The sequence below is a fragment of the Paenibacillus sp. FSL R5-0527 genome (assembly GCF_038008055.1).
GTDB classification, from domain to species: Bacteria; Bacillota; Bacilli; order Paenibacillales; family Paenibacillaceae; genus Fontibacillus; species Fontibacillus macerans.
Map to the genome: position 1 here is coordinate 1,157,171 of NZ_JBBOYI010000001.1, position 24,725 is coordinate 1,181,895.

Here is a 24,725-nt window from a genome sequence, read left to right on the forward strand (position 1 = left end):
TCAAGCACATTTTTGCCAGTCGGTCGAAACTTAAGTAAGCGAGGAAGTCCGCTAAGCAGGTTCACGGAAAGAGTATGTTCCATGTTTCGTTTCATAATCTTTGAAATGTTGTTCAACTAAGAGTTCAATTTGCTTTGCCGATTTGAGTTTATTTTTATTGTCTATGAATATATTTTTTTCAAAATTCCCTTGTTTTAAGCGCAATATGAGTATGGTGACATCACTTTGATGTCAATGTGATCGTATAAAAAATTTATTCACATTGTTATAATATTGGCATCACTTGGGGATGGGGCGTGATGGTCCATGGAAACGATAAGAAGTTATTTGAATGAGCTGATAGAGCTGCGGACTGATGAAATTGGGAATGGCGTGTCGATCCAGGATGAGTATCGTGCTAAATCAAAGAGACTGCAATTGTTATTCAATGAAATGCTTCAATGTTTGCCTAAGGACAAGCAATCCAAGTTGTATCAATACGAGGAACTGCAAAATGAAAGAATTTCCAAAGTTTATTCGATCATGTATAGGCAGGGGCTGATGGATGGGATACATATAACCGCTTTGATAGATGAGGGGAGAAGGTTTGATAACGAGTTTTCGTAAAATCACGACTTTAGTCACGAATATGGAAACTCTGGTTCAGGCAGTCCTATGACACTTGAATCATAATAAAAGCAAGATATGGCAAAGTTGTGTTGCGCTATTGATGCCATGCCAAATGAACTACAAAGTGTAAAGCAAAGAAGCAGGCCGTCCAAAGGTCCAGCCTGCTTTGCGGCGATACTCCAGGCTTATTAGTCCAGGCTTAGTGTAGTTCAGGTTTAGTGTAGTCCAAGTTTAGTGTAGTTCAGGTTTAGTGTAGTCCAAGTTTAGTGTAGTCCAAGTTTAGTGTTATTCCAGGTCTACGCGCTATTCCAAATTTGCATGCCTGCCGTACATCTCGCTGCCCGTGATTCCTTTGCGTTCCATGCATTTCAGAATGATCGCGTCATAAAAAATCAACAACGTTTGTTCGAACAAGGAAGCCATGGGCTGAATCGTATTGTAACGGCTTAGCTCCTTGTCCTTCGGAGAACCGGGCAGGCGTACGATCACGTCGGCCGATTTCCCGATGGCGGATTCGGGGAATATGGTGACGAGCGCTACCCCGGCATCCAGCGTTTTCGCTTTTTGCGCCATGCTGACCAGCGCTTTCGTCTCTCCGGAGCCGGAACCGATGACAAGCAAGTCGCCCTTGCCGATGCTGGGGGTCACCGTTTCACCGACGACGTAGGCGTTAAGGCCCATTTGCATCAGCCGCATGGCAAACGATTTGGCCATGAACCCGGAACGTCCCGCGCCGGCCACAAACACTTTATCGGCCTGGAGCAGCCGGTCCGCCAACCGATCGGCTTCGGCTTCCTGAATAAAAGAGACGGAATGCTGCAGCTCTTCGATAATTTTAGCGGCGTATTGCACCGTATCCATCCGCTTATTACCCTTGAGCGACCAATCTTTGCATTTCTGCGGCCACGGCTTTTTTGTCGGCTTGTCCGGTAATGCCTCCGCCGACGATAACAAGATCGGGCTTCGCCTTGACTACGTCGGGCAAGGTACCCAGCTTGATTCCCCCGGCCACCGCCGTTTTAGAGTTTTTCACGACGTTCTTGATGATCCGCAATTGCTCAAACGGACTTTGGCCTTCCGCCTGCAAATCGTAACCGGTATGAACGCAGATGTAGTCCACGCCCAATGCGTCGATTTCCCGGGCCCGGGTTTCGATATCTTTTACGTTGATCATATCCACCAATATTTTCGTGTTATGTTTTTTGGCCTCTTCCACAGCGCCTCGAATCGTGGCGTCGTCCGTCGCCCCCAGAATGGTTACGATATCCGCGCCGGCTTCCGCAGCTTTCATCACTTCGTATGCCCCTGCATCCATTACTTTCAAATCGGCCAGCACTTTTAATGACGGAAACTGTTCCTTGATTTCTTTGACCGCGCGGAGACCTTCGTTAATGACCACGGGGGTTCCGATTTCCACAATATCGATATGCTCCTGCACCTCGGCGACAATTTGTTTAGCTTCAGGGATGTTGACAAGATCAAGCGCCAACTGCAATTCCATGATTATCACTCCCGATGATTTAGAATGTGGTGAACGTAAGCCCATCATAACCGTGAACTGCAAACGATGTAAGTACGCACTTTAAAAACATATAGTTACTTGAAAATGCCTATATGTACTTGATTAGCACCTATTGTCCTAAAGTATACTGTACTCCCCTTTTTGTGGTAGGATGGGATTGGAGGTGAGATAACGTGGGAAGATTTGATGAAAGAACGTTTAACTGCGAAAAGGAGCTGACCCTGCATATCATTGGCGGGAAGTGGAAAATGCTCATCATGTGGCATCTTGGCAAGGAGGGAACCAAACGGTTCAACGAGCTCCGTTCCCTCATTCCCGGAATTACCCAGCGCATGCTCGTCAATCAGCTGCGGGAGCTGGAGGAGGATCTCATCGTCCATCGCGAGGTGTATCCCGTAGTTCCGCCCAAAGTGGAATATACGCTCACCGAACACGGTCAAAGCCTGATGCCGATCTTGGAGTCCATGTATGAATGGGGCATGAATTATAAAATCAATGTATTGAAAAATCAGGAGGTTATTGCGGAGTAAACGCAATCCTTGCCGCCAAAATTTAATAAACCATTCCGGGCCGTCCCGAAGGCAATTTGTTTTATGCGAAGCTGCTTTCGGGGCGGCTTTTATTTACACGCCAGAATTTATAAAATTTCGGGCATGGTAGAGGGCGATGCGCCGGTAGAGAGGGGAGAAGAAGAGGGACCTGGGGCTAAGGGACACCAGAGCCGTTATTTGCGAAAAAACGGAGGTTTGCAGATTGTAACGGACACAGATGACGTTATTTACTACAAATCGGTCTGGATGAACGGGTTTAGAGCGAAATAGGGTCGTGTGTGTCCGTTAGGTCGGGAAATACCCGGGAAATGGGCGGATAAGGTCGCTGGTGTCCGTTAGAGCGGCGTCCAAAGTTTAGGGAGAGCCACTAATCGCTCCAAAGTAGAAGTCAGAGCCATTAAAGGACGCCGTCAGGCGTTTTTCTTAATTAGAAACATGTCAAAAAATTTCATTTTGCATAAATATTCGCATTTTTAAGTCTTAGGGCTTAGTGAATTTCTCCAGAACTAGCGCAAAGGCACCAATAAATCAAGACTTCCAGCCCTCACCGGAGGTATTTTTTGCCGTGTATAATTTTGGTAGCTCAGGTAGCTGGAATATGTTGGTATTATAGTCATGCCCCTTAGGATGCAAGGAATAAATTTAGCGCGGTTATACACGTATTTTAAGCTTTAGGAGGGTTATGCAAAATGAAATTCAGCAATATGAAAAAAACGATAGGGGTATTGGCATGTTTTATTTCTGCGCTGGCATGGGTGCCGGGCGCGGCTTCGGCGGCGGTGGAATTACCGCTTCGTGTGGAATATCAGGGGAAGCTTCTCGACTTTCCGGATGCGAAGCCGTTTATGGATAAGGCGCAACGGGTGCAGGTCCCGGTCCGTTTTGTCAGCGAGGCGTTAGGGGCCGATGTAAAGTGGGCTCCGGAGAGCAAAACGGTGACGATCCGGCTGGAAAACAACGAAATCACTTTGGTGATCGGCCAGACAGTGTATAACGTTAACGGGGAAGCCAAACAGATGGACACGGCTGCGCGCCGGATCAATGGCCGAACGTTCGTGCCGATCCGCTTTGTCAGCGAAGGGCTGGGCGCCTATACCAAGTGGGATGGCGCGGTGCGTACGGTGTACATCAGCGATACCGCGTTCGATCCAAAGGATGAGAAGGAGCCGGGCGGCAACAAGGTCGTGGAAGAAAACATGCACGGCTTTATCGTGAAGCATAATACGGGATCTCAACTTTTTATAGATAAGGGAACAAATGAGCCGGAAACGCCTGTATTGTCATTATTAATATCGTTCCCGGAGATGAGGGGGGCCGATTATAAAATGCAGGTCAAGGAAGTGGAAGAAATTCTCTTGCAGAAGGTGGATAAAAAAACCGTTGAAGCCATTATGCAGCACATTCAAAAGAAAACCAATTGGAGAGAAGAACTTGAGGGTAAGGTGTTCAAAGACAGCAATTATGTCATTTCGGTCGGGTCGAATACCTCCGATCCGATTGCGGTACAAGTCTACGAAACCAAGAATTATATAGTTGAATAAAAAGCGGGTATCGAATATGAAAAAAAGCGTGAAATGGTTTGGTTTGATATTAGTTTTAATACTTCTGACGGCAACGTTTCCCTTTCCGCCTGCTCAAGCTGCGGATAACACGGAAGCGGAGAATACGCGACCGACGACGGTTGAGGAAGCGATTCAAAGAATTAATCGGGATATGAAGGAGTACTATGGCCTCGATAATTACTTTCCCGAGAGTATACCGAAGGACGGACAGACGCTCAAGTTACGAAAGGATTTGATCGAAAAAAGATTGAATCCGCCGCCGGTACAAACTGAAAGAGAAGCACGAAAAAACAACACGTTTCAAATGGTTTACGGTGCGGATCATGGAGACAAATTGGTCCATAAAGGCAGACTGGTCGTTCGGTACAGCGGGTTCAGCGTAAACGGGCAATCCGTTTCTTCCGACGATTTTCCTTGGGATGCTGGTTGGAGCGGGACCCAAATTCAGGATTTTGATTTAATTCCTGAACCTTGGAATAAAACGAGGGTTACGGAAAAGTATGGGATTCGGCCAAATCGCTTTGACAAATACAAAGACCCCGCCAACAAATATCTTAGCGACGGAACTTTTGAACAACTGATCATTCAAGGACTAAATACGGAGTACAGGGGAATACCTTACTCCGAATTTATGTACGACAATAAAGACTCTAATTATGCAAAAGTAAACGTATATAAAGAGGGCGCCAAACCGAGTAAGGGCGGCAACTGGATCGATTATGTCCATGTCTTGCAGCCCCCGACCATGTTTTCTTGGGGGTTTGGTACCGTCTATATGGACAGCACTATCGGCGTGACGTATTTGGACATCCCGATCGCCCCTTACGCTTTGTTGGAGTCCGATTTGTCGGCATCGTTTGAGAAATTGCCGCATGAAGCGGCCAAGGGCGAACAAGTCCAGGTGGCTGTAAGGGTGAATTCTACCTTCGCCGATCCGGTAACGACCAACTATTCGTGGACTTTGACGCAGAAAAACGGAACAAAGCTGACCGCACAGGACGACAACCTGTCGTTTTCCGGTCATGCCAATCAGGAATCCGGCGCTTTCGAAATCAAGAATCGAACGGGCGTTGTTCTTTACGCCACCTTTACGATGCCGGACAGCGACGTCCGCATTCAGTTTAAGGTCAATGAAGATGGGAAAATGCCCAAAGAAACGATCCTGGGCAACAATGTGCTCGATTCCAACCCGCTGGCAATAAAACTATTGAAGCCGATACCGCTGAATTACGACGTGCTGTCCACCAAAGTGAAGTTTCCATTAAACAACGGGAATCCGATTGCCGCCGCCTTGACGTTGCCGCGGCCGGACGCTAACTGGGTTAGCAATGCGACGGGTGAACTTAAGGTGAACAACGATACGAAGGATTTGTTTCGCGATTTCAAAGTTGAGGGTAATCCATTGGTCGATGAACCAAGTGCATGGATTTCGCGGAATCCGATTGTTCACGCCACCATTAAACGCGAGGATTTCGGGGACGATCCGGTAAACCGCAAGTGGTCGCCTCACAGTAATCCTAAAGTGCCGATCCGCAGAAGCGGGACGGTGTCCTATGAAGGTTCCGTCAAAAGGGACTATGAATATCAGGTTGTAGTCTGCAGTAATGGCGTATGCCGCACCGAGATCAGAAGGGAAACGGCTCATGCCAATTTCGACTCCGGCGAGGACAGAGAGATCTACGACGTCTACGTCTACAACGGGACTAAGGAACTTGGAAAACATACGTACAAGAACGAGATCGAGAACAATACTTCGGACTCCAAAACCAAAAAGATGTTCTGGGAAAACGAACCCTATGAGTATGACGTCATCCGCTGGATGAAGCACCTCGACGAGAACGGTCAACCGTACGACTGGACGGCCGTCCCCGGCCGGTTCCGGCGCACGTTCACCCAGCAGGCCAGCGGGGACATCACCTGGAAAAGCGAAAGCACGATGGCGCAGGAATACCAGAAGGCCCGGGAAGCGGCCGGCAATAAAACGAACAGAAAATCGCTGTACGACAAGGCGGTATTCGCCACCGACCGGCAGCTGCAAAAATACGCGTATCCGATCAAATCCGGGTACTATTTCAACCCGGCCGGAAAGTACACGTTTACGGTTAAAACCGTCATGTACAAACAGTCGGATAACGATACGCAGGATCACAAGGACCTGGTTAAAGCGTTGATCGATTCGTTCCGTTACGAAACGAACCTGATTTATATCAACAGCAAGAAGGACGCGGTCAATATCGCAAACGAGCCATTGGCCTCCAAGGGCGGAGGGTTCAGAGCGGAAGCCGGAATTCTGACGGCCGAGCAGCCCAAAGGCGTGGATGGCAAAGTGCTGCTGAACGTGCTGGACCGGGAAGACGACGAGTCGCGATACAGAAAAGTGGTTGAGCCAATCTATTACTCCCAGGATCAGGACGAAAGCAAAACGCATCAATACTGGAAACGGGTGCTCGAAGGTTACAAAGAGTCCAATACGCAAGGCAGCAAGGACAACTACCAGTATCGGGAGTACGTTGCTGACAAACAACCAAAGATGTACGAAATTACCGAAACAACGACCGTCACGATCGAAATCAACCCGGACAATATTCCGGTCTATACTCACGCTAACATGCAAAACGGCAAGTATTACGTCAAAGCTTGGATCGACGACGCGCCGCTCTCCGGGGGCGGCCATACCTACAAAAAGCTCGGTACTTTGCGGGGCGTCGATGTGCTCGATAACATCGAGGTCACGATCGTAGGGTCCATGTTTGACGATTTGAACGACTGACGGAAATGGGACAAAGGAAGGGAGGCCGGCATGTCCGGCCCCCAATTCCTTCCTTCCGGATACCTATATCAATCGAAAGGCGCCCGCGGCTTTCCTTTAATGCCTTCAGACTCTTTTTTATAGGAAAAAAGTCCATAAAGAGGCTGTGGGGACCATATTAGGTATTGTATGTAAACCATGCTGTTGCTAAAATAGCGACAAACAAGGGAGGAAAATATTACTAATCTATGGTAATTCTCATCGTTTCCGGCGGATTTTATCGAATCGTGTCGGGTTATTTGCCGGACAGGCTTGAAGCTGTCCCGGCCGATGCGCTGACGCTGCAGGATTTGCCTGGCTATCTTCAGGAGAACAACCCGGCAGTGGATGGCGTACTGTTGACCGACGAGGCGTTTTCAGGGAGTCAGGAACCGGATCTGGTCCATCTTAACGCGGCCTTGAACTGGTTCAGCGACCGCCGCGGGGCGGAGGTTCCGGTCTTATGGCTCACCAGGAACCCGCTCAGGTTCCAGCAACTGGAGCCGCTCCTGCAGAAGTACGCCGGCCTGCGGATCGTCGTTTGCGACGAACCGCGAATCCCGCTCGGCCTGATCCGTTCCGTGTTGGATGAGCTGGCTGCGGGGCGACACGGACGGTCCCCCAAACCGCAGCGCGCTCCCGTGGACACGCCTGTGGAGGAGGCAAAGCCGGAGAAGAAAAGATCCTTCTTCAGCCGCTTCCGCGCCAAAGCCGAAAAAGGCGAAGCGCAGCCCGAGGCCACCGATCCTCTGACGAAACGGATGGCGGGGATCAGCCGGGGCATGAGCCGGGTCGTGGCCGTTACCGGACACCGCGGCAGCGGACTGACCAGCACCGTGGTGAACCTGGCGCATGAAGCCAGCAAACGCGGGCTGAGCACGATGATCATCGACATGGACGCGGAGTACCGGAGCATGAACATGTACTTCGGCAGATTCCACGAACAAAGCAATAAATACGACGAAATGAGCGCCTCCCTGATCCGCACGCTCGCCCGGCCCCAGGATTACATGACGACGGCTTGCAGCATCAAAGACAATTTATGGCTGACCGCGCTCGGTTATTCGTTCCAGGACCGCAGGCTGATGGACCAGTTCTACACCAGCGACAAGCTGGTAGGCCTGCTCTCTTTGCTAAGGACGAAGTTTAACCTGGTCTTGCTTGATATGCCGCTTGACTTGTTCCGGGAGTTCCGGGAAACGATGATTCACATCGATATTTTTGGATTGTGCGTTCCGAACAACCTGCACGCGGTGCTCAGTACGATCCGCAACGTCGAGGTCGTGCTGGACGCGGAGAAGGCGGCCTATCTCAACGCCAAGTCGAAGGTGATCGTGACCAAATACAACGACCGCTCGCGGTTCCAGGACGCTTTGTTTGCGCCGGAGCGCGTGGGCGAAGTGCTGGCCAGCGGACTTAGCGAGTGTTTTCGTTACGAAATGAACCTCGCGGGACATGTCCCGTACAATAACGGCTTCGACTCCCAGATCGAGACGGAGATCGCCTTGACGAATCTCGCGCCGGAGTACGAGCAAGCTTTCGGCAATATGCTTCTAAGACTGATGGAAGGTGCGTAACACTCGATGGATTTAACGACGATCAAAAGCGTTTCGCCGAACCGCAAAATTTTCAAAAAAATCATGGCCCTGGCCGTCAGCGTTACCGTGATCATCGTCTCGTTCATCGTGCTCAACAACGCCAACGAGGCGGCCAAGGACACGGTGGAAATTCTCCGCGTCGATCACGACGGCGGCATTCCGGCCGATCAGGTGATCACCGAGAAGATGGTCCGCAAATACGCCCTCATCCGCAAGGAATATACCGAGGATATGGTACTGGCGGCGGATCTGGAAGCGGTGGCGGGCAAATACGCGGAGTATTACTTGCGGGACGGCGGCATTTTGTATAAAGACCAGCTGCGGGAAGAAAAACCGCTCAAAAACGAATGGCTGTACCAGCTCGATGAGAAGCACGAAGTGTTGACCCTGCCCTACAACTTCCTGGAAGCCGGCGGCGACATCCTGATGCCGGGGGACACCGTCAGAATCCGCGTCTCCTATGAGAAGGAGGAAAGCACGTCCTCCGGCAATCCCAATTTTGGGGGAACGAGCACGGCGATCAAGACCGAGGTGCTATTCGATCAAATCACGGTGAAGGATATGCTCAATGCGAACAGCCACTCGATTTATGAAGTGTATAAAGAGGTGCTCAAGCTAAGCGAGGACAAACGGCAGGAAGTGATGAAAAGCGAGGACTTCATGAAAAGCATCCAGCCGCGGGCGCTTTTGCTAGAGGGCTCCAAGGAGCAGATCGACAACTTTGCCAAATATAACGGCTATGACGGGAAGAAATACCTCATCACGATCCTAAGCCGCAAAAACAGCGATGTGATCCTGGATCAGCTGCCGACGCTGCAAAATGAGGTGGAGTCATGGATCAAAGAGAAGAACTAAAGCTTGACCGGATTTTGCAAAAAATTTCGCCGAAGGACTACCTTGGCGGGGCGGAGCTCCAGGAGAGCAAGCTCATCTACAGCGTCATCGGCTTCATTCCGGCCTGCGATCTCGCCGACAACGCGATCCTGATCAGCAATTTGGGATATTTGCTGGCGCAGAAGGGGCTGAATACGTGCATCGTCGACTTAAAAGCTTTTCAGCCGAACCTGTTTCATTACCTGGACGTGGAGCCGCCCAAGCAGGGGAGAGGATTGCTGCGGGTCTTAAAAAGCGACAAGGTCGATTTTCGCGAGGAAATGACAAGCACGAAATATGAGCGGCTGTACCTGCTGGCCCCCAGTCCCCATGATCTGATCGAGGAGTATCTCGATTTCGAATTCGAGCATTTGGAGCGGGTGATCGGCACCTTGAAAGGGATGTTCGACATTATTCTGCTCGACATCCCGAACAATCCGCCGCTTGAGCTGTGCCTTGGAGCGATGAAAAGCTCGCATATCGGCTTTTTCACCGCGTCCGAACGGGTTGAGGCCTTGAGCAACATGGTCCGGCTGCTCGATTTCGCGGCTTCGGTCGGGATCAGCACCGCCAAATTCACAAGTGTCATCCTGATGAACATGCAGGATCTCAAATACGATTACAAGGGCCTGCGCGAATACGGCTTTAACATCGCCGCGGCGATGCCGCTGGTGAAAGCCGCTTATGCCGCGTCGCTCGAAGGCAAGCTGTACGTCAGGGACAGCGCCCTGGTGAACAAGTACTTCATGAAGGAATTGAAGCGGCTCGCGGATATTCTGGGCAAGCAGTAAGGGGGTGGAAGGATGCTTACGCGCGCCAAAATCAGCGAAATGCAGCAAAAAGTGTCGCAGCAGAGCGGCGGCAAAAAAGAAGATTTGGAAGAATTGAAAAACAAATATACGACCATTCAATTCGAAGAGGCGCTGGAGCTTTGCCAGAAATACATCACGAAGGTCGCCACCCACGCCTTCCGGCGGGAAACCGACCCGGCCCGCAAGCGGGAAATGACCAAAGCCTTCATCAACGAATTCGTCGATTCGCAAAAGCCGGTCGTGGAAGGGTATTACGAGCTTGCCGCGCTGAAGCACGCGCTGACCGACGAAATCACCCATTACGGCCCGATCACGAAGGCGATGGAAGATCCGGCGATCGACGAGATCCGCATCAACGGACCGGAGCAGATTTTTGTCGAAACCGGCGGAAAAACGTTGCCCTGGGAGCCGCACTTTATCGACCGCGAGCATCTGGAGCGGATCATTTCCAAGCTGCTTGGCGTCTCTAAGGTCCGGCTGACCCCGAAGGTGCCGATGGTCAACGCCCGGACGATCGAAGGGTACCGGGTAAACGCCACCCATGCGGACATTTCGCCGTACGACATGCCGGCCGTGGTGATCCGGAAATTCAGCAAGAAGAGCATCACCCCGGAAACGATGATCAAAAACGAGTCGTTTTCGGTCAATATGTTCAAGCTGCTGTCCCTGCTGCCGAAGGCCGATTTGTCCTGGATTACCGTCGGCCCGACGGGGAGCGGGAAGACGACCCTGAACGAGATTCTGGTCAAGGAGATCAACCCGCTGTCGCGGATCATTACGATCGAAAATCCTTCCGAAATGCGGCTGCTGCGCCGGGAAGGCGGCGGCGAGCACGGCCGGGTCATCAACGACGTGCTGCAGTACGAATCCGTTCCCGACGAGGACGATGCCAGCCCGGCGACGATGGAGAACCTGCTGATCAATGCGATGCGCCAGTCGCCGCACTGGATCGGCCCGGGCGAGCTGCGGACGCCGGGGGAATTCGCCACCGCGCTGCGGGCGGCGCAGACGGGGCACTTCTTCTTCACGACGCTGCACGCGGAAGGGGACCGGGAAGCGATTTACCGCTTCCTGACCGCCTACCTGATGGCCTCCAACGAGCCGGCGGAGCTGGCTTTGCGGAACATCTGCAGCGCGGTCAAGTTTATTATTTTTCAGGAAAAGCTGGCCGACGGTACCCGGAAGGTGACCTCGATCTCGGAGGTGCTGGGCTCCGAAGGGCTGGAGCCGATCGTGAACCCGATCTACAAATTTATTTCCGAGGACGTGCTGGAAGAAGAGGGTACGCACCGGGTGCTGAAAATCGTCGGCAAGCACAAGCGCGTGGGACAGCTGTCGGAAAAGGTGCAGCAGACGATGATCAAAGCCGGGATCAAGCGCAGCCGGTTCGCGTTTTTGACCCGGCCGCCGGAAGACGACGAAATAGAGGAGTATGCGCCCAATGGATACGATTTCAGCCATTAGCCTGCTGCTCGGCATCGCCGCTTTCATCGTATTCAACGCCGTGTTTGAGGTGCGTTTTTTTGAAGGCACGGGGCGTTTTTTCCTCGGGATGCTGGATACGCTGGCGGAATACCTCGGCAGGTACAACACCAAACGTTATGTGGAGCGGATCAAAAAAGAGCGGATCGTTAAGCGGAAGGAGAACATCTACGCCAAATACAACCGGCTGGTGGAAGGGCTTATTCTCGACTTCAACTTGCCGCTGACGCTCGAAAGCTTCACCTCCCTTTTGTGCATCGCGTTTGCCGTCATGGTGCTGGTGATCATTCTTTTTATGGAGAACGTCACCTTGTCGGTCGTTATTACGATCGCCATATTCGTTGGCCTGCTCACGTATTTCACCATGCAGTCGAAGGCGATCAAGGCGGAGAAGCTGGAGAGCATCATGGATGCCGAGGACATCATCTGCCCGCTCGCCCGGGAAGGGGTGCTGGTCGCAATCAAAAAAGTGATGGAAAGCGACGAATACATCCGCCCGAGCATCCGGCCCTACTTTCAGCAGTTTATCGACAACTGTGAAAACAACGGCTATTCCTTCAAGCAGGCGATCACCGTGCTGAACCGGCAGCTTGGTCCGAAATTCGACAACTTCACGAAAAAAGCCATCGTGTTCGAATACAACGAGCGCAAAGGGATGGCCGACATCTTCCTCGACATCGTGGACGAAAACGCGGTGCTGCGGGAGATCAACGCGCGCAAGGACCGGATTTTCCGCAAGATGAACCGGGATTTTCTGCTGAAAACCGCGATTATCGTGTTGTTTTTCATATATGCCTTGTCCGTCAAAGACTTTCGCGAATTTATGCTCTACGCCAGCTACGGAAAGGTCATCAATACGGTGATGATCAGCATCATCTGCCTCAGCTTTGCCCGGACGCAGACTTTGCAGGGGGATCTGGGGATTGGCGGTGAGCTGAAATGACGCTTTTGGCGAAGCTGGCCGCGCTGGTGTCGATCATTTACCTGGTCAAGGTGTTCGCTTACCCGATTTTCAAGCCGGTGCAGGCCAAGCAGAAGAAGCGCAACCGCAAGTATTTGAAGGAGCGCAAACACGCCCGGTTCCGGGAGAAGCTGCGGACATGGAAGAAAAACGCCGCGGTAAAATACGTCAGGCCCCTGCTAGGCGGCGCGGAGCGGCTGCGGTTCAAAAAAATGCTGGACAGGCTCGATCTGGCGATGACGCCGGAGGAACTGCGGCTCGAGCAGATTTTGTACACCGGCGGCGCGGTGCTGGTGACCGCGGTCGTCCTGAGCGCCAACCGGCTGCTCGGCTGCGTGGCGGCGATCTTTATCATTTTGGGCTGGCTGTACCCGGTGTCGGAGATGGAGAAAAAAATCGAGCGCAAAAACCGCAACATCGCCCGCGATTTCCCGGGGTTTTACAGCATGGTGTACTACCAGTATTCGAAGTCGATCAACATCTATTTGGCCGACGTGATCCGCGATTACCTGCCGAACGCCAACGCCGACATGGCCGAGGAGCTTGGGGTGATGCTGGACAATATCGAATACGGCGAGGAATTCGCGCTGAAGCAGCTAAAGCGGCGGGTGCCGATTCACTATATCATCAAGTTTTGCGATTTGATGGAAACCCGGCTAAAGGGGTATGACAACATTTCGCAGATGGTGTATCTCAAAAACGAAATCGACAGCTTCCGGATTCGTTTTTTGGAGGAGGAGCTGGAGCGGCGGGAGCGGACCAACGGCCGGATTCAGTTCGTGCTGATCGGGATTCTCGCGTTGTATATCGGCATCTACTATCTGTTTACGATCATGGATTCCATTCAAATGTTTCAATAAACATCTAAAAATGAGGAGTTAAGGGGAGGTTGTCACGATGAAACAGGTGGAAAAACAAGCGAGTCCAAAGAAAGGAATCCGTGCGTTTTGGGAGGATGAGGCCGGGGAATTCGGCATAAAGCAGATTGCTGCTACCGTGGCTGTCATCATTATCATCGGAATAATCGTCGGCATCGTTAGAGGAAACCTGCCCAATTGGGTGAACGATACATGGGATTTCTTTATGAGGCTGATCAATGAAATGACGGGAGCCTCGGCATAATCTCAATTTCGGACAGACAGGAGAACTGACATGCGAGCTTTTGCCAAGTCGATCCTCGTATCCATACTGGTTACCGTCTGCATCCTGCTGTTCACGAACCTGATCTACTTTTTTCCCTGGTACATGACGCTGGTGATCGAGACGTTTAACGTGTCCCAGGTGGCGGCGAGCGACAATTATTTGAAGCAAACGTACTATGACGATGCGCTGGAGCGGCTGCGGGAACGCCCGATTTACAGGCTGAAAGCCGAGGACGTTGAGATTCTCGCCGTGAACGCGGACGGTGATGATGCTATCGGCAACGACGATGCGTCCTATTACGAGGACCTAACGGAATACGAAAAACCTTACCGCCAGCGGGGAAAGCCGGTCAAAGTGACGATCGAGGCGGTGTATCCGCTCAGCATCGAGCTTTGGGGCAAAAAATACGAGCGGGAAATTCCGGTTTCGTTTTCGCTGACGGCGACGGGACTGAAGCATTACAAGGACCTGGAATATTACGAATACCTCGATCAGTGGGGCGATGAGCCATGAAAAACATAGCGATCGGCGTGCTCGTCGTGATCCTCGCTTCGATTTTGCTCGAACCGCTGGTAGAACTGCTCAATTTGGGCCGGGAAAACATCATCCTTGGCACGGCGCTGTCCAACTCGGCCCGCTCCGCCAGGGACCGCAGCCTGGAATATGAATTCCAGCGGAATTTGGATGCGAAGGTGAACGAGGATAAATTTGCGGAGTATTTCTCCGATGCGTTTGAAGCGGCGATGAACGTCACCCGAAAAAATCCGGGGGCAAGCAACACGGAACTGGAGTTTAGATCCAACGACGGCAAGTACAACGATTTTACCGTTAAGCTCGATTTCGACGAGGAGACCGACCCGGAGCGCGAGCAAGTCGTGACCAAGGTCACGCTGGAGGCCGTTTCCGATTATAAATTCAAGACCAAATACTTGAAGCTGGCGGCGGCGGCCGGGGAGGATGTCGATTACCAGCTCAAAGAGGAACGGGTGTTGGTGCTGACGATCACAAACTGACGGGGAGGAAGGGCTTCGGATGGATGAAATAATGCTGGTAACCTTTCAGGCGCCCCATCTCCGCAAGGAGCTGTGGGTTCCGCCGTTCGTGACCTCGGCGGAGCTGCTGGAGATGCTGGCGGACGCTTACGGACTTGCGGTTTCGCCGGGGCATCGTTTGCAGGCCGAGCCGCTCGGGCGTATTCTGGACCCGGTCCGGACGCTGGAGGAGGAAGGCGTGGCGGCCGGGGCGCTGCTGACGCTGGTGTAGAAAGGGGGAGTATCGATGGGCGATCATTTTGGCGGCAGCGGGCTTGTGCTCGCGGCAGGAGGCAAGCTGCTGCTGACGGACATTTGCCATTACTCCGGCACGTTTTGGCTCGATCCCGCAAGCGGGGAAACGAAGCTGCTGGACGGCGTTTTTTGGTTTATGAACCCGGCCGATGACGGCATATACGCAAGCGACCAGCAGCGCGGCCATCGGCTCTGCCGGATTGATCCCCGGACGGGGGCCGTGGAGCCGGTGTCGCAGGCCCCTTGCGGGGGGCTGATCCGCCAGGGAGATTGGCTTTACTATATCAACGAAGAGGACCGGAAGCTGTACCGCCTCCGGATGGACGGACGGGAAGAGAGCCGGATTGCCGACGAGGCGGTCGAGGCTTTTGCCATGGACGGGGACGAAATTTATTACGCGACGGGTCTGGGGATTCGGACCTGCCGCGCCGACGGCAGCGAGCGGGAGATCGTGTCCGACGCGGCCGCCGCCGGGCTGTTTCTGCTTGGGGAGAAGCTGGTTTACGCCGACAAGAAAAACCGGCGCCTGCTGACCGTGTTCGACCTGCGTACGGGGAGTGCGCGGGCGTATGACGATCTTGTCCCCGGCAGCTTGTGCACGGATGGGCGTTACCTGTACTGCAGCAACCGGATGCATGCCGATACGATCTACCGTATCGATTTGGAATTGGGGAGCAAAATCCGGATTTGCGGCGACAGCGCGGATCATCTGCACGTGATCGGCGGGGAAATGTATTTCAGCAGCCGCTTCGAATGGCACAAGATGTTTTTGTCGGGCGGACAGGCTGCCAAAGTCATAACGAATTCGCGAGGCCAATATGATGAATGAAAACCATTTGTTTAACCGCCAGCCCCGGTTCCTGCCGGAAATGCCGGGCGGGGAGCTGGAGATTCCGGGGCCGCCGCACGCCTATGAGAAGCCGGAAATTTCCTGGTTTACGCTGCTGGCGCCGCCGGCCGTCATGCTGGTGATCACGGGCCTGCTGGCGCTCACATCGCAATCGATGTTTATGATGCTGTCGATCGCCATGACGGTCATGACGCTGATCGTGTCGCTCACGAGCGCCACGGCGCAGATCCGCAAATACAAAAACAAGAAGAAGGAACGGGAGAAAAAGTACCTGCAGTTCATTGCCGACTGCCGGAGCGAGCTGACGCTGGCCCGCGAGCAGCAGATCAAGGCGATGAACGAGCTGAATCCGGAGCCGGCCGCCTGCCTGGAGCGCATTCAGCAGCTCGACCGCCGGCTGTGGGAACGGACGCCGTCGTATCCGGATTTTCTGTCCCTGCGCCTCGGCGTAGGCAGCGTGCCGGCGGCGCGGCGGATCCAGTACACGAAGCAGGCGATTATTCTGGAGAGCGATCCGCTCCTGATGGAGCCGCAGCGGTTGGCGCTGGAGTTCGAACGCGTGCCCGACGTGCCGGTTTCCGTCAATCTGATGAAGGCGGAAATATGCGGTATCGCCGGCGAAGAAGAGTTGGCTTTGGACTTGGTGACCAAGCTGGTGCTGCAGCTGGTGACTCATCACGGATATGACGACGTGCGGGTTGTCGTGCTCGCCTCCGAGGAGACGCTGGACCGCTGGAGCTGGCTTAAGCCTTTGCCGCACGTCTGGTCCGGCGGCTTCGATTCGCGGTACCTGCTGTGCGGGCCGGCGATCGCGCACCAGGTGCTTGGCGAGCTGTACCAAGTCCTCAAGGATCGCGAGCTGAAAACGGTAGGCGGGGCGATGCTTCCGCATTACGTATTTATCGTTCAGGATCCCGGCTTGCTTGAAAACGAACCGATCCATAAGTATTTATACAACAAATGCGCTTCATTGGGCGTGTCGTCGGTGTTTATCGCCCAGGGCGCGGCCTACCTGCCGATGAACTGCCGTCAGGTCGTGCTGCTGCAGGGCAAAACCGGGGAGCTGGCGGATCGGGAAACCGGGGAGAAATCCACGTTCCTTCCCGACAAGGCCGACTTCGCCCAGTTGGACCAGGCTGCCCGGAAGCTGGCGCCGCTGCGCATCAAAAACACGGCCGCCCAGTTTTCGCTGCCCGTCTCGCTGACGCTGCTCGAGCTGCTTGGCGCGAGAGCGGCGGGCGAAGTCGACGTGGCCTCGCGCTGGATTCGCAACAAGCCGTTTAAGGGGATGAGCGTGCCGATCGGCGTCAAAGCCGGGGGGAACCTGTTTTACCTGGACATGCACGAAACCGGACACGGCCCGCACGGGCTTGTCGCCGGCACGACCGGCTCGGGGAAAAGCGAACTTTTGCAAAGCATCATCATCTCGCTGGCGCTGAACTATCATCCGCATGACGTTGTGTTCGTGCTGATCGACTATAAAGGCGGCGGGATGGCCGACGTTTTCAAAGGGATGCCCCATCTCGTCGGGACGATCACCAACCTCGGCGGGAACGAGACGACGCGGGCGCTGCTGTCGATCAAAAGCGAATTGATGCGCAGGCAGCGCGTGTTCTCGGAATATGGGGTCAACAACATCGACCGGTATCAGAAGCTGTACTACAGCCGGAGCCGCTCCGAGCAGGCGAGCATGCCGGCGATACCGCACCTGATCATGATCGCCGACGAGTTCGCCGAGCTGAAGCAGGATCAGCCCGATTTCATGAAGGAGCTGGTCAGTGCGGCCCGGGTCGGCCGAAGCCTTGGCGTGCATCTGATTTTGGCCACGCAAAAACCGGCCGGCGTTGTCGACGATCAGATCTGGAGCAACTCCAAGTTCAAGATTTGTCTCAAGGTGCAGGACGAGACGGACAGCAAAGACGTGATCAAGCGCCCGGACGCGGCGATGATCAAGGAGCCGGGCCGGGCGTATATCCAGGTCGGGCACGACGAAATTTTCGAGCTGTTCCAGTCGGCGTATTCCGGCGCGGATTATGACCCGGAGGGCGAATTGCTCAAACGGGAAAACCGGGCCAAGCGCATTTACGAAGTATCGCTGCATGGCCGGGCGGAGCAGATTTATCCGCGTGAAGAAGAGAAAATTGCCAAAAAGGAAATGCCGACCCAACTGAAGGCGATGGTCGATCATATCATCGCGGTGTCCGGCGCGAACGGAATCGAGCCGCTCAAAGGGCCGTGGCTGCCGCCGCTGCCGGATACCGTTTATCTGGACGATATTTACGGTCCTGAGGAAGGCTTCCGGGCGGACCTCGGCCGTTGGGCCTCAAGCGGCGATCTGCTCAGCGTGCCGATCGGCCTGCTGGACGATCCGCGGGGCCAGCGCCAGGAGCCGCTGCACATCGATTTCGCCCAAGACGGCAATCTGTTTGTGTACGGCGCTCCCGGTACGGGAAAAACGTATCTGCTGAAAACGCTGTGCCTGTCCCTGGCGCATAAATATTCGCCGGAGGACGTTCATCTCTACGTGATGGATTTCGGCGGCTCTTCGTTCCGGGCGCTGGAGCAGCTTCCGCATTGCGGCGGCGTGATGACGCTGGAGCAGGAATCGCTTATCCAGCAATTCATGCTGTTTGTGTTCCGGACCATCGAGGAGCGGAAGAAGCTGTTCGAGGACACCCGGAGCGACGGGTTCAACGATTACCGCCTGAACGCCGCGGGCACCCGCGAAAGAGGCGGCCAGGGCGGCGGCGGGACAGGCGCCGGCGGATTGAACATTGCCGGAGCGGTTGCCGCCGGGACAAGTGCCACCGGGACAAGTTCCGCTGGCTTAAGTGCCGCCAGCTCGAGTGCCGCCGGCTTAAGTGCCATCGGCTCAAGTTCCGCCGGCTCAAGTGCCACCAGTTCCCCCGTTTCGCTGCCGGCGATCGTGCTCGTCATCGACAACTATTTCGCCTTGTCGGAAACGTATGAGTCGGTCGACGAGAAGATGGTGATGCTGGCCCGGGAAGGGGCAAAATACGGCATTTACATGGCCGTTTCCGCCACCAATGCTTCGCTTGTCCGCTACAAATTCGCCGTCAATTTCAAAATGGCGGTGACGCTGCAGCTGACGGACAAGGGGGAATACGACGGCATCGTCGGCCGCACCGAAGGGCTCGAACCGGCCAAGCTGGCCGGCCGCGCGCTGGTGCGGGGGAAGCCGCCGCTGGAGTTCCAGACCGCCGTGCCGGAGTACAAAGCGGCCGATCTGGAGCAGACGCTGGAGCGCTACGCCGTCCTTGTCCGCAGCGGGACGGTCCGCCCGGCAACGCCGATCCCGGTCATGCCGGCCCGCATCGACATGGCCGAAATCAACCGCGGCGCCGGCGGCAGCCGGATCGCCATCGGCCTTGGCGACCAGGATCTCCAGCCGGTGCTCGTCGATCTGACGGCGACGCCGGTGCTGATGATCGCCGGGGATCCGCTGAGCGGCAAAAGCACGCAGCTCGTCTCCTGGATCCGCGCGCTCGCCGCGAACCTGGGCGAGGAAGGGCTCGCCGTATACGCGCTGGATTCCGGCGCGATGGGGCTGTACTCGATCATGAACGAACCATATGTGACCGATCTGGCGCAGATCGAAGACATGTATTCGTTCGTGGACGGCGTCAAGGAAGAGCTTGACGCGCGCCGCTCCAAGCTGCTGGAGACGCGAAGAGCCGGGGGGGATCCTGAGACGCTGGTCCGCTCCTGGAAGCAGCTCGTGTTCGTCTTCGACAAGCTCAGCGAGCTGACGGAGGGCGACCAATATTCGCTGAAGGAGCTGCTGGAGCGGATCGTGAAGCAGGAACGCGGCCTGAAAGCCGCTGTCCTGGCCGCCGATTTGACCGGCGAGCTGGCGAACAACTGGGACGGCCTGGGCAAAGCAATCCGCGAAGAGCAGTGCGGACTGCTGCTCGGCAGCTTGAAGGAGCAAAGCCTGTTTAACGCCAGACTCCCATACGGCGCCCAGGAGAAGGAGTTCGAGCCGGGAGACGGTTATTTTATCGTGAAGAACAAATTTACCGGCCTGCGTACCGGTGTTTACGAGAGCAAGCCGGAGCTTGTGCTTGAAAGGAGGTGAGATAATAAATGGCAAATTTGACGTTTAGCCCCGAACAGGCGCGCAGCGTATCCAAGTCCATCCTGAACAAAGGGAATAATGCCCGCGATCTGATCAATCAGCTCGACCGGGAGATCAAATCGGTGGAAGGCTGGTGGCAAGGGGACTCCGCAAAAGCTTTTGTGGATGAATTCAACCAACTCAAACCAAGTCTGGATAAGCTGGTGGAATGCGTAACGAACATCAGCAACAACCTGAACAAAATCGCTGATATTAAGGAACAAAGCGAAAGAGACATTGCGAGCGCACTACGTAAATAATCGAAGCAGGCGTGAAGAGCAGCATGATAACCCAAGCTGTTCTTCACGCCTTTTCGCCTATGACGGATCAATTAAGGGGGGAGAGTTATATGGTTTCGCCGGGGGAAATCAGCAGCGCGTCCAGAAAAGTGCACACTGAGGCGATGGATCTGAAAAATGCGGAGCGCAGGTTTTCGAGCACGCTTGGCGGCATCGATACTTGGTGGAAGGGGCAGGCGGGCAAAGCTTTTGCCGAGGATTACAACCAGCAGGCCAAACGGGCGATGGAGCGCCTGTGCGCGGAAATGGAAAACATGAAGTCCGCTCTTGACCGGCTCTCGTCCGAGGTTCGGAACGCCGATGAGGAGAGGCGGAGAAAAGAGCTGCTGGAGCGGCAGCGAAAAGCGGCGAGATAGAGCTGGAGCTCTGCCCAATGTTCCTCCCCGCTCTAATCTTTAGTCTAGTGGGGAGTGTAGTGAAGCCATTTTGACGGATAAAGATTGCTTGTTGGTATGCGAATAGGTCGGGTCCGGGAAAATTATTGACGAGCAGGGACGTGCGGTGATCGCCGCGCAAAGCGATTATTCCCAATTTGCAAGCTGGTTTTACAAAACGGCAAGGACGATTCTCCCCATGGTGTGAGAGCGCTTTTTTCGGAATAGCCGCAAAGGACGGGCTGTCGTTGGATTATGGGCTGTACGGCGTACGGCGTTTTTTTGCAGGCGCATAGATTAAATGAGAAGAAAATAACCGGCTCTTTGGACGCCGTGCTGGACGATGTCGGCAGTGTGCTGGAGCAAAGCTGGGGCTGCGTGACCATTGAGCTGGAGCATATAGAGACCCCTTAGGTAACCTTTAGATAGGCCTAGATAAATTTAGTAACCATAGATAAAACTGTAAATTTTTAAAGTTAGAAATTTTAGATAAACTTAGTGATATTAGATAAACTCAGTAATCTTAGATAAACTTGGTGATCTTAGATGCCTGAGCCCGCCAGAGTTAGCGGCAAAAAATGTCGTTATTTCAGCGGCACCCCACATTTTGATGATAATAGAGGCATTTTATTCCGCTATTTCTTCGAATCGTTAGGGAGTGACCGCCTTTTGCGCCGTTCATGGGAAAATAAGTACAAAAAAATCCCTTATTGGCGATGATCAGAGGCCGCTCCGGAAAATAAGCACATATAAGTCCGCTATTTTTTGAAGGACCGGAGGATCAGGCAGATTTCTCAACAAAATAAAAGCAGACGCCGCTCTGGACGTCTGCTTATTTACTTGCTCAAGGATTCCAACGGCAGCTGCGCATTGGTCTTACGTTGCGCTTTCGCGGCTTTGCGGGTCTTCAGGTAATGCGCCAACGTGAAGTACAGCAGGCTGCCGGTCAAGCTTGCGGTCAGGAACCAGGTCAGGCGGTCTAAGCTGGACCACATGAAGACGTAGTCGCCGCTGGAGATAACGGCCCGGAAAGCTCTGACCGAATACGTCATCGGCAAATACGGGTGGATTTGCTGGAAGAACTCCGGCGTCAGCTCGATCGGGAACGTCCCGGCCGATGCGGACAGCTGCAGCACCAGCATGATGACGATCATAAACCGCCCGACATTGCCGAACAGGCTGGACAGAAACTGGATGATGGCGTAAAAGGTGATGCTTGAGAACAAGGCCACCGTAAAAAATACCGGCACACTCGTAACCTCCAGTTTGAGACCATACAGCACAAAAGCTACGAGAATGATCGTTTGCAGCAGGCTTTCCGCCAGCATGAACCCGAATTTGCCAAGGAACCAGACCGGGCCGTTCGGCGGAACGATCGTCGTCTTTTTGAGCGGGTAAAACAACGAGAACATCAACGCGCCGACAAACAGGCCAAGCGCCAGGAAGTAAGGGGCCATCCCTTCTCCGTAATATTCCACGTCATGGTTGCTGACCTGGCTGCTTTCCACGGGCTGGGCAAACATGTTGTACGTCTGGTCGCTCGGGTCCAGCGTCGCTTTTTCCGCGCCTTTGCGCAGCTCGTCTTTCAGCAGCTGTTCGCCGTCGAGCAATTGCTGCTGCCCGTCCAGCAGCTGGTCAAACGCGTCGTTCAGCGTGCCTTGAGCATCCGTGGCGATGCCTTTGACTTCGTCCAGCTTGTCATGGGACAGCTCGGAAACCTTGCCCTTGGCCTCATCGAACTTCTCGTCCGCGGCTTCGTGCAAGTGCTGCTGCAGCTCCGGCAGCAATGCTTGATATTTGTCTTCCGCGACCTGGTGCAAGCGGTTCGTCACTTCCGGCAGCAGCGCGTTAAACTTATCTTCGGCCGCCTCATGGAGCTTCTCCCGCAGCTTCGGCTGCAGCTCGTCGAATTTTTCATCCGCCTTGGCATGGAGCTCGCTTTGTACCTTCGGCTCCAACTCATCCAACTTGGTGTCCGCGGCCGAATGGATGCGGCTGACGATTTGCGGCAGCAGCTCGGCGTATTTGTCGTCGATGAGGTTGTTCATCTTTAGCTCCAGCTGCGGCAGCAGTTCATCGAATTTATCGTCGACGACGCTGTGGATTTTATCCGTAATTTGCGGCAGTTTTTCGTCAAACCGCTTGCCGATGATTTGGTTGACGCGATCGTTCAGCTTCTGCTTCAGACCGGGCAGCTGCGAATCCATCCAATCGACGATTTGCTGCTTCGCTTCCTCCAGTTCGGCCAGCCGGGCCCGGATTTGCTCCTGCTTGTCGGCAGGCAATTGATCGATCACCGGCTCCAGTTCTTTCAGCACCCGGGCAAACGTATCGTCGAGCTGTTTCGCTTTTGCCTTGGCGTCCGACACGATTTGATCGATCTGCTGATTGATTTCATCGTCCACGCTGGCGATAATATACGTCTTGACGGCGTCACTGTATTCGTCGATCGCCTTGTCGATTTCCGAATGAATCCGGCTGCGGGTTTTACCGCTGTACTCGTCGATTAGCCCATTCGCTTCGCTGTGCAGCTTGCCGCGGATTTGCTCCGAATATTCGTCCACCGCCGAATCGATCTCCTTGTGCATCCGTGCGCGGACGTCGCCGCCGTATTCGGCAAAGGCCTTGTCGATTTGCTCATGCAGCACGCTGCGCACCGATTCGGCGTTGTTTTGGACCGCGGCGTCGATTTCGTCATGCATGCGCTGCTTCACGGTACCGGCATTGTCCGCGATCGCCTTGTTCACTTCCTCGTGCAGGCGCGTATCGATCGGGTCCTTGTTTGCGGCGATTTCCTTGTCGATCTCTTCGTTGATCCGCTCGTGCAGCTTGTCGCCGTATTCGTCGATGACCGAATCGAGCCGCTGATCGGCGGAGCCCATCGCCGCGTCGATTTTGCCGTTTACTTGCTTTTTAAACTCGGAAATGCCGTCGCCGAGCTGCTTCAGGCCCGATTCCAACTTGCCCGCGCCGTCGCTGGCGTCGCGCAGTCCATCGGACACTTGGGTCAAGGCTTCGAACATTTCCTCCGTGAACGTTTCGGTCACTTCCGCCGAAACTTCCTTCTGGATTTTTTCCACGACTTTATCGGAAATCGAAGCGGACAAAAAATTGTAGGCGCTGTTTTCCTTGTACACCAGCTCCATTTTCTGCGGCTTCGGGTCAAGGATCGTGGTCGCGGCCTGCGACGTGCCCGGCGGAATTTCAATCAGCAGGTAATAGTCGTAGTTTTTTAGACCCTGCTCGGCTTTTTCCTTGGAAACGAACTGAAAATCCACGCTGTCGTTATGCTGCAAATTGTCGACCAAACGGTTCCCGATATCAATCGTTTTGCCCTGAAATTTAACGGGCTTATCCAAATTGACGACGGCGACCGGAAGATTGGATACTCTGCCGTACGGGTCCCAGTTGGCGATCAGGTAAACGCCGCTATACAGCAGCGGAATCAGCAGCAAACCGAGAACGGGTACGATGACCTCCCGGTTTTTGACGGTATTCAAGGTTTCCGTCTTCAGGTAGCCGCCCTGGCGGGCGAGAAATTGCCGGCTTCGCTGAAGGCCAAGGCGGGTTTTAACGCCGCAATAGCGGAGGGCGCGCCCGATTCCCCGGCCTGCGCTTGCCGCCAGGCTCGCCATCGAAGCCTGGAACCGGCGCAAACTATCGATGCTTTTTTTCCACCACGTTATGAGGCTTCGATATTTTTTCATCAGGCATACTTCCTTTATCGAAAAATGACTAAATGACTAAAATGTTCATTTTGTATTATACGCCGGACTTTCATCTTTTTCAAGAAAGTTTTCAAGAAATGCCGCCTGGCCGTCCGAAGACACAAAAAAACAAGGCATCCTGCCGGAGGAAGCCTTGTTATGCGAAAATA

22 protein-coding genes are annotated in these 24,725 nt (G+C 54.0%); 19 read left to right on the top strand and 3 right to left on the bottom strand.

Translation table 11 applies throughout. The annotated features are described in order from the left end of the window. Positions 1–306 precede the first annotated feature (306 nt). Complete coding sequence (locus NYE69_RS05275; protein WP_340924797.1) at positions 307–606, top strand: hypothetical protein; 300 nt, start codon at positions 307–309, stop codon at positions 604–606. 306 nt (positions 607–912) lie between these two features. Here the strand turns inward: NYE69_RS05275 and hxlB are convergent, their stop codons facing one another. Both hxlB and hxlA read right to left on the bottom strand, forming a co-directional pair. Continuing rightward, on the bottom strand, positions 913–1,470 hold the full coding sequence (gene hxlB, locus NYE69_RS05280) for a 6-phospho-3-hexuloisomerase (protein ID WP_340924800.1): 558 nt from the start codon (positions 1,468–1,470) through the stop codon (positions 913–915). Between the two features lie 7 nt (positions 1,471–1,477). Then, positions 1,478–2,110 carry a 3-hexulose-6-phosphate synthase gene (gene hxlA, locus NYE69_RS05285; protein ID WP_340924803.1) on the bottom strand — a complete coding sequence of 211 codons (633 nt, stop codon included), beginning with the start codon at positions 2,108–2,110 and terminating at the stop codon, positions 1,478–1,480. 194 nt (positions 2,111–2,304) lie between these two features. On the opposite strand from hxlA, the gene NYE69_RS05290 reads away from it, so the two are divergent. The 18 genes from NYE69_RS05290 to NYE69_RS05375 all read left to right on the top strand — a co-directional run bounded on the left by NYE69_RS05290 (position 2,305) and on the right by NYE69_RS05375 (position 21,262). Continuing rightward, entirely contained in the window at positions 2,305–2,661 is a 357-nt protein-coding gene (locus tag NYE69_RS05290; RefSeq protein ID WP_068786320.1) for a winged helix-turn-helix transcriptional regulator, read from the top strand. A gap of 710 nt (positions 2,662–3,371) precedes the next feature. Next, positions 3,372–4,223, top strand: a complete 852-nt coding sequence (locus tag NYE69_RS05295; protein WP_340924810.1) for a copper amine oxidase N-terminal domain-containing protein — start codon at positions 3,372–3,374, stop codon at positions 4,221–4,223. 16 nt (positions 4,224–4,239) lie between these two features. After that, complete coding sequence (locus NYE69_RS05300) at positions 4,240–7,014, top strand: hypothetical protein (protein ID WP_340924812.1); 2,775 nt, start codon at positions 4,240–4,242, stop codon at positions 7,012–7,014. A 227-nt stretch (positions 7,015–7,241) separates the two neighbouring features. Further along, entirely contained in the window at positions 7,242–8,609 is a 1,368-nt protein-coding gene (locus NYE69_RS05305; RefSeq protein WP_340924815.1) for a hypothetical protein, read from the top strand. A 6-nt stretch (positions 8,610–8,615) separates the two neighbouring features. Further along, positions 8,616–9,485 (top strand): hypothetical protein, encoded by an 870-nt coding sequence (locus NYE69_RS05310; RefSeq protein WP_036626788.1) that lies wholly within the window; start codon positions 8,616–8,618, stop codon positions 9,483–9,485. After that, positions 9,464–10,294, top strand: coding sequence for a hypothetical protein (locus tag NYE69_RS05315; RefSeq protein ID WP_340924820.1), 831 nt, complete (start codon positions 9,464–9,466; stop codon positions 10,292–10,294). The genes NYE69_RS05310 and NYE69_RS05315 overlap by 22 nt, the downstream gene beginning before the upstream one ends. Before the next feature lie 12 nt (positions 10,295–10,306). Further along, positions 10,307–11,779, top strand: coding sequence for a CpaF family protein (locus tag NYE69_RS05320; protein WP_340924823.1), 1,473 nt, complete (start codon positions 10,307–10,309; stop codon positions 11,777–11,779). Continuing rightward, positions 11,757–12,740 (top strand): hypothetical protein, encoded by a 984-nt coding sequence (locus NYE69_RS05325; protein ID WP_036626782.1) that lies wholly within the window; start codon positions 11,757–11,759, stop codon positions 12,738–12,740. The genes NYE69_RS05320 and NYE69_RS05325 overlap by 23 nt, the downstream gene beginning before the upstream one ends. Further along, on the top strand, positions 12,737–13,618 hold the full coding sequence (locus NYE69_RS05330; RefSeq protein ID WP_340924830.1) for a hypothetical protein: 882 nt from the start codon (positions 12,737–12,739) through the stop codon (positions 13,616–13,618). The genes NYE69_RS05325 and NYE69_RS05330 overlap by 4 nt, the downstream gene beginning before the upstream one ends. A gap of 37 nt (positions 13,619–13,655) precedes the next feature. Continuing rightward, positions 13,656–13,880: a hypothetical protein gene (locus NYE69_RS05335; protein WP_340924833.1), complete on the top strand. Its 225-nt coding sequence runs from the start codon at positions 13,656–13,658 to the stop codon at positions 13,878–13,880. 30 nt (positions 13,881–13,910) lie between these two features. Next, a complete protein-coding gene (locus NYE69_RS05340; protein WP_328271554.1) occupies positions 13,911–14,414 on the top strand; it encodes a hypothetical protein in 504 nt (167 codons plus the stop codon). Next, complete coding sequence (locus tag NYE69_RS05345; RefSeq protein WP_340924835.1) at positions 14,411–14,914, top strand: hypothetical protein; 504 nt, start codon at positions 14,411–14,413, stop codon at positions 14,912–14,914. The genes NYE69_RS05340 and NYE69_RS05345 overlap by 4 nt, the downstream gene beginning before the upstream one ends. 19 nt (positions 14,915–14,933) lie before the next feature. Next, positions 14,934–15,164, top strand: a complete 231-nt coding sequence (locus tag NYE69_RS05350; protein ID WP_326044171.1) for an EsaB/YukD family protein — start codon at positions 14,934–14,936, stop codon at positions 15,162–15,164. 15 nt (positions 15,165–15,179) lie between these two features. Beyond that, the gene (locus NYE69_RS05355) at positions 15,180–16,016 is read left to right on the top strand and encodes a DUF5050 domain-containing protein (RefSeq protein ID WP_340924840.1); all 837 of its coding nucleotides are present in this window, start codon (positions 15,180–15,182) and stop codon (positions 16,014–16,016) included. Continuing rightward, the gene (gene essC / locus NYE69_RS05360) at positions 16,009–20,136 is read left to right on the top strand and encodes a type VII secretion protein EssC (RefSeq protein ID WP_340924845.1); all 4,128 of its coding nucleotides are present in this window, start codon (positions 16,009–16,011) and stop codon (positions 20,134–20,136) included. Before NYE69_RS05355 ends, essC begins: the two co-directional genes overlap by 8 nt. Before the next feature lie 8 nt (positions 20,137–20,144). Further along, on the top strand, positions 20,145–20,435 hold the full coding sequence (locus NYE69_RS05365) for a WXG100 family type VII secretion target (protein WP_036626770.1): 291 nt from the start codon (positions 20,145–20,147) through the stop codon (positions 20,433–20,435). Between the two features lie 89 nt (positions 20,436–20,524). Beyond that, positions 20,525–20,830, top strand: coding sequence for a WXG100 family type VII secretion target (locus NYE69_RS05370; RefSeq protein ID WP_340924851.1), 306 nt, complete (start codon positions 20,525–20,527; stop codon positions 20,828–20,830). A 273-nt stretch (positions 20,831–21,103) separates the two neighbouring features. Beyond that, positions 21,104–21,262, top strand: coding sequence for a hypothetical protein (locus NYE69_RS05375; RefSeq protein WP_340924854.1), 159 nt, complete (start codon positions 21,104–21,106; stop codon positions 21,260–21,262). 422 nt (positions 21,263–21,684) lie between these two features. Here the strand turns inward: NYE69_RS05375 and NYE69_RS05380 are convergent, their stop codons facing one another. Beyond that, positions 21,685–24,555, bottom strand: a complete 2,871-nt coding sequence (locus tag NYE69_RS05380; protein WP_340924857.1) for a YhgE/Pip domain-containing protein — start codon at positions 24,553–24,555, stop codon at positions 21,685–21,687. Between the last annotated feature and the right edge of the window lie 170 nt (positions 24,556–24,725).